Origin of the sequence: Frankia tisae (assembly GCF_025403405.1) — a bacterium.
Lineage (GTDB): Bacteria > Actinomycetota > Actinomycetes > Frankiales > Frankiaceae > Frankia > Frankia tisai.
The window spans coordinates 24,587-31,631 of the sequence record NZ_JANEZT010000029.1 but is presented as its reverse complement, the minus strand read 5'-3'; the positions used below and the strand labels follow the sequence as shown (position 1 = coordinate 31,631).

Genomic DNA, 7,045 nt, shown 5'->3' with positions numbered 1-7,045 from the left:
ACGATGAGCAGGCCCAGCGTGGCGACGACCCGGTTGAGCGGCGCGGCATGGCGCATCGGCCGCAGCACGGCCGCGTGGAACAGCAGGGCGACCGCCCCGGTGAGCACGACGCCGCAGACGGCGGCGAGGCGGCCGGCGAGGTCGTCCCGGGCGGCGGGGGGCAGGGGATCGAGGTCGGCGGCGAAGACCGCCTCGATCCACTCCCGGTGAGCCCGCCGGCCGGCATCGGCACTCTCCTTCAGCGCCGGGGAGGCGTCCTGCTGGTGCAGAGTGCGCTCGGTGATCCGTCCCCACTGCTCGTAGTGCCGGGCCAGCCGGTCGGTCACCCCGACCAGGTCGTCGCCGGCCGGGCGGGCGTCACCCGGGTCGCCGCGGGTGGCGGCGACCTGCGGCACGATCCAGCCATTGACGGCCCGCACGAGGCCGTCCTTGGTCCCGACGCGGCGGATGACGGTCTGCAGGCCGACGCCGGCCCGCTCGGCGACCGCCGGCAAGGTGATGTGCTCGCATGAACGTTCGACGAAGAGCTCGGTGGCCGCGCGCAGGATCCGCTCGGTGTTCGCGTCGGTGGTCTCGGCCCGCCGGCGCTGCCGGTACGCTCGGCTCGGCTCCATATTCACGGTATGAACCATACTACTAAATTCGCCGCCCAGGGGTGTCGTATGCACGTCAGAGGTGGTGGAACGGAAGTGGTGGAGTGCGGAAGGTTCCCGGTTGTGTGCGCGCCCACTATGAGCCGCATCACATCTACCGTTGACGTGAGATGGAGACGCTAGCCTTCCTGCCGTGACGACTTCCGACACCACCGCCGGCACCTCGCCGCCCGGGGCCGATGACGTCCCGACCGTGTCCGGTTCGGACAACTACAAGTGGATCGCCCTGTCGAACACGACCATCGGCGTCCTGATGGCGACGATCAACAGCTCGATCCTGATCATCGCGCTCCCGGACATCTTCCGGGGCATCAAGGTCGACCCGCTCGCCCCGGGGAACACCTCGTACTTCCTGTGGACCCTGATGGGGTTCATGCTGGTCACGTCGGTGCTCGTGGTGAGTCTCGGCCGGGTCGGCGACATGTTCGGCCGGGTGCGGATGTACAACCTCGGCTTCGCGGTCTTCACCGTGTTCTCGATCCTGCTGGCCGTCACCTGGATGCACGGCACGACCGCCGCATTGTGGATCATCATCATGCGGGTCGGGCAGGGCATCGGCGGCGCGTTCCTGTTCGCCAACTCCAGCGCGATCATCGCCGACGCGTTCCCGGAGAACGAGCGTGGACTGGCGCTGGGCATCAACGGTGTCGCGGCCATCGCCGGGTCGTTCCTCGGCCTGCTGGTGGGCGGCCTGCTCGCCCCGGTCGAGTGGCACCTGGTGTTCCTGGTGTCGGTGCCGTTCGGGATCTTCGGGACGGTCTGGGCCTACCTGAAGCTGCGCGACAACGGGGTGCGCACCCAGGCCCGGATCGACTGGGCCGGCAACATCACCTTCGCCATCGGGCTCATCGCGATCCTGACCGGCATCATCTACGGCCTGCAGCCCTACGGCGGCCACACGATGGGCTGGACCAAGCCGTTCGTGCTGATCTGCATGTTCGGCGGGCTCGCCGTGCTGATCGGGTTCGTCGCGATCGAGCTGCGCTCGTCGGACCCGATGTTCAAGCTGGAGCTGTTCAGTAACCGGGCCTTCACCATGGGCAGCCTGGCCGCGCTGCTCGCCGCGCTCGCCCGCGGCGGCCTCCAGTTCATGATCATCATCTGGCTGCAGGGGATCTGGCTGCCGCTGCACGGCTACAGCTTCGAGCGGACGCCGCTGTGGGCCGGCATCTACATGATCCCGCTCACCGTCGGCTTCCTGCTCTCCGGGCCGGTGGCCGGCCGGCTCGCCGACCGCTACGGCGCGCGCCCGTTCGCCACCATCGGACTGGTCATGACGGCCATCGCGTTCCTGCTGTTCAACGTGATCCCGATCGACTTCAACTACGTGGCGTTCGCGGCCATCCTGCTGCTGATGGGCCTGTCCATGGGCCTGTTCGCCGCGCCGAACACCACCGCCGTGATGAACACGCTGCCGCCGAACCAGCGCGGCGCCGGCGCCGGGATGCTCAACACGTTCCAGAACTCGGCCAGCGTGCTGTCCATCGGCGTGTTCTTCACCGTCATCGTGCTGGGCCTGGCCTCCAGCCTGCCGGACGCGATGTTCTCCGGCCTCACCGCCCAGGGCGTCGACCCGTCGAAGGCCCACGAGCTGGCGAACCTGCCGCCGATCGGCAGCCTGTTCTCCGCGTTCCTCGGCATCAACCCGACCGAGCAGCTCCTCGGCCCGGGCACGCTGAACTCCCTCGACCCGGGCAAGGCCCACTTCCTCACCGGGCACACGTTCTTCCCGAACCTCATCGCCGGTCCGTTCGGCGACGGCCTGCACCTCGCCTTCTACTTCGCCGCCATCGCCTGCGCGCTCGGCGCGGTGCTGTCCTGGCTGCGTGGCAAGGACAGCCCGCACGCGCGCCGCACGCTGCGCGAGGACGCCGGCGAGGGCCTGGCCGGCGCCGGCGACATCGCGGCTATGGAGGACGGCGCGGGCAGCACCTTGGCCGCTGAAGGATAGGGCCGCCGAAGGATAGGGCTACCGAACAATAGGCCCGTCGAACGGTACGCTCGCCGAGCGACGGCCCCCGACAGCGTCTTCTGGCTATGGCCCCTGACCGGGAACAACCAGCCTCCGAGAGGTCCTGAAACCCGATGGGCGACACCGGCGATGACGAGGAAACGCCGGCCGGCCGGGCCGAACGGCCCGGCCGGGCCCTGGCATCCGACGGCGCCGCACCGACCGACGGCGCCGCGCCGACCGGTGGGAACGTGAGAAACAATCGCAGGATGCGTGGCGAGGACGGGACGCAGAAGGCGGAGCGCGAGCTGTGCGGCATCGGTCAGGCCGCGCAGAAGCTCGGGGTTTCGGTGCGCTCCCTGCGGTATTACCAGGAAGTGGGGCTGATCACCCCGTCCGGGAGGACCTCCGGCGGGAACCGGCTCTACGCCGACTCCGATCTCGCCCGGGTACGCCGGATCCGGGAGCTGCAGACCCTGCTCGGTTTCAACCTGGATGAGATCCGCACCATCCTCGTCTACGAGGACCGGCTCGCCCAGGTCCGGGTGGAGTTCCACGCCGCCTCCGACGACGGCGACCGGCTGCGGTTGCTGTCCGAGGGCGAGACCGCGTATCGCAAGCTCCGGGCCGAGATCGACGAGAAGATCAGCCGGCTGGCCGCCTTCCGCGACGAGATCGATGAGCGGCTCGAACGGATGAACCGGTTCCGCGACGGCGCCGTCGCCCGATCCTCCTGACCCGGCAGTCAAAGCCGGCGGTCAGGCCGGCGGTCCGCGGCGCAGCCGGCTGGCGGGGCGGGGCAACTCGGCGACCAGCAGGGCGACGTCGTCGTTCAGCGTCGACCGGGTCCAGGCCCGCAGCCGGTCGACCAGGTCGGCGACGGCCTCCTCCAGGGTGCCGCGGGACAGGGCTGCCTGCGCCGCGGGCAGCAGCGGGAAGAACCGGCCGGTCGCCGGGTCGCGGGCCTCGGTGATGCCGTCGGTGTAGAGCAGCAGGCGGTCACCGGGCCGCAGCGTGACCTCGACGGTGTTCCCGGCCGTGTCCTTGGTGTCGGCGAGCAGGCCCAACGGCGGCAGACGGGTCGCCACGCCGAGCAGGCTCGCCCGACCCTCGCGGACCAGCACCGGATCTGGGTGGCCCGCGTTGGCCAGCCACAGCCGCCGGCCGTCGACCTGCCCGACCACCGCGGTGACGAAGTCGTCGAGCCCGCAGACCTCGGCGACCTCGGCGTCGAGGCCCGCCAGCACCGTGGGCAGATCCTCCGCCTGCCGCCCGACGAAGCGGAAGCAGCCGAGCACCCGGCTGGCGATGCGTACCGCGTCGAGGCCCTTGCCGCGGACATCACCGACGAGCAGGCGGGTGCCCCAGGCGGTGTCGACGACTTCGTACAGGTCCCCGCCGATCCTCGCCTCGGCCGCGGCGCTCTCGTAGCGCACCGCGAAGCGCAGGCCCCCGGACGAGCTCGGCACCGCGGCGAGGATCGACTGCTGGGCCACCTCCGCCACCCGGGTGACGTTCTGCAGCTTCGTCTCCCGCCGGGTGTTGTACCGGCTGACCAGCACCGCCAGCACGCCGCCGACGGCGACCCCGCCGAGGCGCACCGCCTGGGCGGTCGGGCCGCCATCGCTCTGACCGAACAGATGATCGAATATGCCGAGCATGACTCCCACGCCGACCGCCAGCACCCCGTACAGCGCGGTCAGCCGGGGGCCACCGAACGTGGCGGCAAGCATCGGGCTGAGCACCGCCAGCTCCAGGACGGTCCACTCCCGGTTGCTCAGTTCCAACGCGGCAACCCCGGCCAACATGAGCAGGGGCAGCAGCGCGGTGAACCAACGCCCCGGCCAGGAGGATAGTGCCGTCAACGCGGGGCACCGCCGAGCCCGAGAACGGGCTGCCTCCGACCTGGGCCGGACCGGTGAGGGGGCCACTCGTCGCGGTCGAGCCTCATGCTGCCTCAAATACCCCCTCACCGTGGGGCCGAAGCAGAATCCCAGCTCAGCCGGGGTGAACTCGGTGAGCGGGAGCGATCAGGGCTGGCCGGGGCGCAACGCGATGAACAGTCCCTCGGCGTCGACGGTGAGGTCGCCCTCGGGGTCGCGGATCGTCCCGACCACGAAGCGCTTGCGACCCTCCACCCGGTCGACGTGAGCCTCGACGAGCAGCTCGGGGCCGATCGGCGTGATCTTGCGATAGTTGACGTGCAGGTAGGCGGTACGAGAGGTGCCCCGCCCACCGGCGTTCGCCAGCCGGCCCAGCACGTCGTCGAAGAACAGCGGGATGCTGCCGCCGTGCGCGGCGCCGTTGCCACCCAGGTAGTAGCGTCCGAGTACCAGCCGGCCCCGCACGTGCTCGGTGCTGCTCTCGTCGACGTGGAGAGCCGGTGCGAGCGCCTGGGCGTGGCCAGGCTCGGTGAGCAGGTAGCCGGCGAGCTGCTCGGACTCGCTCACGGTGAACGGGGCGAGCAGCCGGGTCACCTCCTCCAGCCCCTCCCGGGCCTTGCGGGCGACGTCCTCGGGCGGGCTGGCGCCGGTGATCGTGTCCTGGGCCGCGCGCAGCGCCTCGATGAGGTCGACGAACTCGCGGTGCTCCGCGGCCGACTTCTCGGCGCTGCCGGCGTCTCTCCCGTCTGCCACCGTGTTCCTCCCGTTGTCGGGCCGCGCGCCCCGCGGCACGACCTTCCGTTCCACCTTTGCCTGCCTGGACGCCCGATGCCCGCACTCGGGGCGAGATGTCCGGCACAGCACGGCTGCGGGAGCCTGGCCGGTCACGGCGGTCACGGCGGTCATGCCGATCCGGAGCCTGGGCGACCCTCCGGTAGCGCGGGCGGGTGCTCGGAGTGGTGCCCGGTCTCGGAGTGGTGCTCGGTGAGGTGCTCGGCGGCGTACCGCTCGGCCCAGCTCGCCCACTCGGCGAGCGCCTCGAACAGGCGGATGCCGGCCTCCGCGGCGATGCGTAGTGACCGAGTTTGCTCGCTTGTGCCGAACTCACCGCGGTCCTTGGCCCCGGCGTACGTGCGCATCGCCGCGGCCGTGCCGCTGTAGTACTGCCGTTCCCGCTCCAGGTGGGCGGCGAGGTCCGCCGGCTCCATCAGCCAGAAGAAGACCGACCGCAGCAGCGGTTCCATCCGCAGCGTGTGGTCGACCTCATCGTCGGTGAGCCAGCGGCGTACCTCGGCTAGCCCCGCGCCGGTGATGCGGTAGGCCTTGCGCTGGCGGGGCCCGTGGCTGTCCACCTCGATCAATCCGGCTTCGGCGAGGCGGCCGAGCTCCGCGTAGATCTGCGGGTGCCGGGCCGGCCACACCTGGCCGAGCAGCTCTGCGAACCGTCTGGTCAGGTCGTACCCGCTGGCCGGGCCCTCGGCCAGCAGGCCGAGCAGGCCGTGCCGCAGTGACATCGCCGCCGCCTCACCTCTCTGCCGGCCGGTCGCACCCCGGCGGACCGGGTCCCTGGTTCCGCCCGATGGGCGGGGCCTGTTGACACGTGCGATCCCTCACCTACAAACTAGACATGTCAATCTGTACATGTTGTTGATGACAGGTCTGGAGAAACACATGTCAGGAGGATCCGTGGAATCGCCCGATCATGAGCGGGCGGTTCTGGTCACGGGCGCGGCTGGCGGGATCGGGAGCGCGACCTGCCGCGCGCTCGCCGGTCGCGGCCTGCGTGTCTACGCCGGTGTTCGACGGGCGCGGGGAGACCTCGACGCCATCGCCGGCGTGCAGACGGTCCCGCTCGACGTCACCGACCCCGACAGCGTCAGCGACGCCGCCCAGGCCATCGCCGCCGACCGGTGCGGCACAGGCCTGCACGCGGTGATCAACAATGCCGGGGTCATCGTGACCGGGCCGCTGGAACTCCTCGCGCCGGAGCAGCTGCACCGCCAGTTCGCGGTCAACCTCTACGGGCCGGTCCTGGTCACCCAGGCATTTCTGCCGATGCTGCGCCAGGGCGGCGGGCGTCTGATCAACATCAGCGCACCCACGGCACGGGTCGCGGTCGCCCACGCCGGGGCCGTTTCGGCGAGCAAGGCAGCGTTGGAGTCGCTGTCCGCGGCAGCCCGGGTCGAGCTGGCGCCCTGGGGGGTCCCGGTAGTTATCGTCGAGCCGGGCGCGATGGACACACCGATTTTCGCGACGGCGGCCGCGGCGGCCGCCGTCGCCATGGCCGACAACGACCCGGACCGGGTCGCGCTGTACCGTCCGCAGCTCGACGCGGTGGCCGGCGCCCTCGCGCGCCAGCGCAACGCCCCCGCCGAGACCGCCGCTCGGGTCATCGTGCGCGCGACGCTGGCCCGCCGTCCCAGGCCGCATTACTCGGCCGGTAGGGACGCCCAGCTCGTCGGCGTTCTCGCCCATCTGCCGGCCCGCACTCGCGACCGGCTCATCGTTCGCATGCTCGGGCTTCAGGGGCTGCGCACGGCGGCGGGTGCCTGACGCCC

General features: G+C 71.1%; 7 protein-coding genes. 3 read left to right on the top strand and 4 right to left on the bottom strand.

All coding sequences use genetic code 11. The features are described from left to right. Positions 1-614, bottom strand: a 614-nt coding sequence (locus NBZ85_RS04895) for a TetR/AcrR family transcriptional regulator (protein ID WP_261561555.1), incomplete at its 3' end; no start/stop codon positions are given. A 172-nt stretch (positions 615-786) separates the two neighbouring features. Between NBZ85_RS04895 and NBZ85_RS04890 the strand changes: the two genes are divergently transcribed. Both NBZ85_RS04890 and NBZ85_RS04885 read left to right on the top strand, forming a co-directional pair. Next, positions 787-2,604: an MFS transporter gene (locus tag NBZ85_RS04890; RefSeq protein ID WP_261557964.1), complete on the top strand. Its 1,818-nt coding sequence runs from the start codon at positions 787-789 to the stop codon at positions 2,602-2,604. Between the two features lie 134 nt (positions 2,605-2,738). Beyond that, entirely contained in the window at positions 2,739-3,341 is a 603-nt protein-coding gene (locus NBZ85_RS04885) for a MerR family transcriptional regulator (protein WP_261561553.1), read from the top strand. Positions 3,342-3,362: 21 nt separating this feature from the next. On the opposite strand, the gene NBZ85_RS04880 is transcribed toward NBZ85_RS04885, so the two are convergent. From NBZ85_RS04880 to NBZ85_RS04870, 3 genes are all read right to left on the bottom strand, one after another. Then, on the bottom strand, positions 3,363-4,469 hold the full coding sequence (locus NBZ85_RS04880; RefSeq protein WP_261557962.1) for a PP2C family protein-serine/threonine phosphatase: 1,107 nt from the start codon (positions 4,467-4,469) through the stop codon (positions 3,363-3,365). A gap of 165 nt (positions 4,470-4,634) precedes the next feature. After that, positions 4,635-5,240 carry a PaaI family thioesterase gene (locus NBZ85_RS04875; RefSeq protein WP_261557961.1) on the bottom strand — a complete coding sequence of 202 codons (606 nt, stop codon included), beginning with the start codon at positions 5,238-5,240 and terminating at the stop codon, positions 4,635-4,637. A gap of 149 nt (positions 5,241-5,389) precedes the next feature. Further along, the gene (locus NBZ85_RS04870) at positions 5,390-6,001 is read right to left on the bottom strand and encodes a PadR family transcriptional regulator (protein WP_261557960.1); all 612 of its coding nucleotides are present in this window, start codon (positions 5,999-6,001) and stop codon (positions 5,390-5,392) included. A 172-nt stretch (positions 6,002-6,173) separates the two neighbouring features. On the opposite strand from NBZ85_RS04870, the gene NBZ85_RS04865 reads away from it, so the two are divergent. Then, positions 6,174-7,040, top strand: coding sequence for an SDR family NAD(P)-dependent oxidoreductase (locus tag NBZ85_RS04865; protein ID WP_261557959.1), 867 nt, complete (start codon positions 6,174-6,176; stop codon positions 7,038-7,040). Positions 7,041-7,045 lie beyond the last annotated feature (5 nt).

Excerpts from the sequence above, each read along its gene's own strand:
- NBZ85_RS04885 (WP_261561553.1), top strand. The coding sequence starts at position 2,739 with ATGGGCGACACCGGCGATGACGAGGAAACGCCGGCCGGCCGGGCCGAA.
- NBZ85_RS04870 (WP_261557960.1), bottom strand. The coding sequence starts at position 6,001 with ATGTCACTGCGGCACGGCCTGCTCGGCCTGCTGGCCGAGGGCCCGGCC.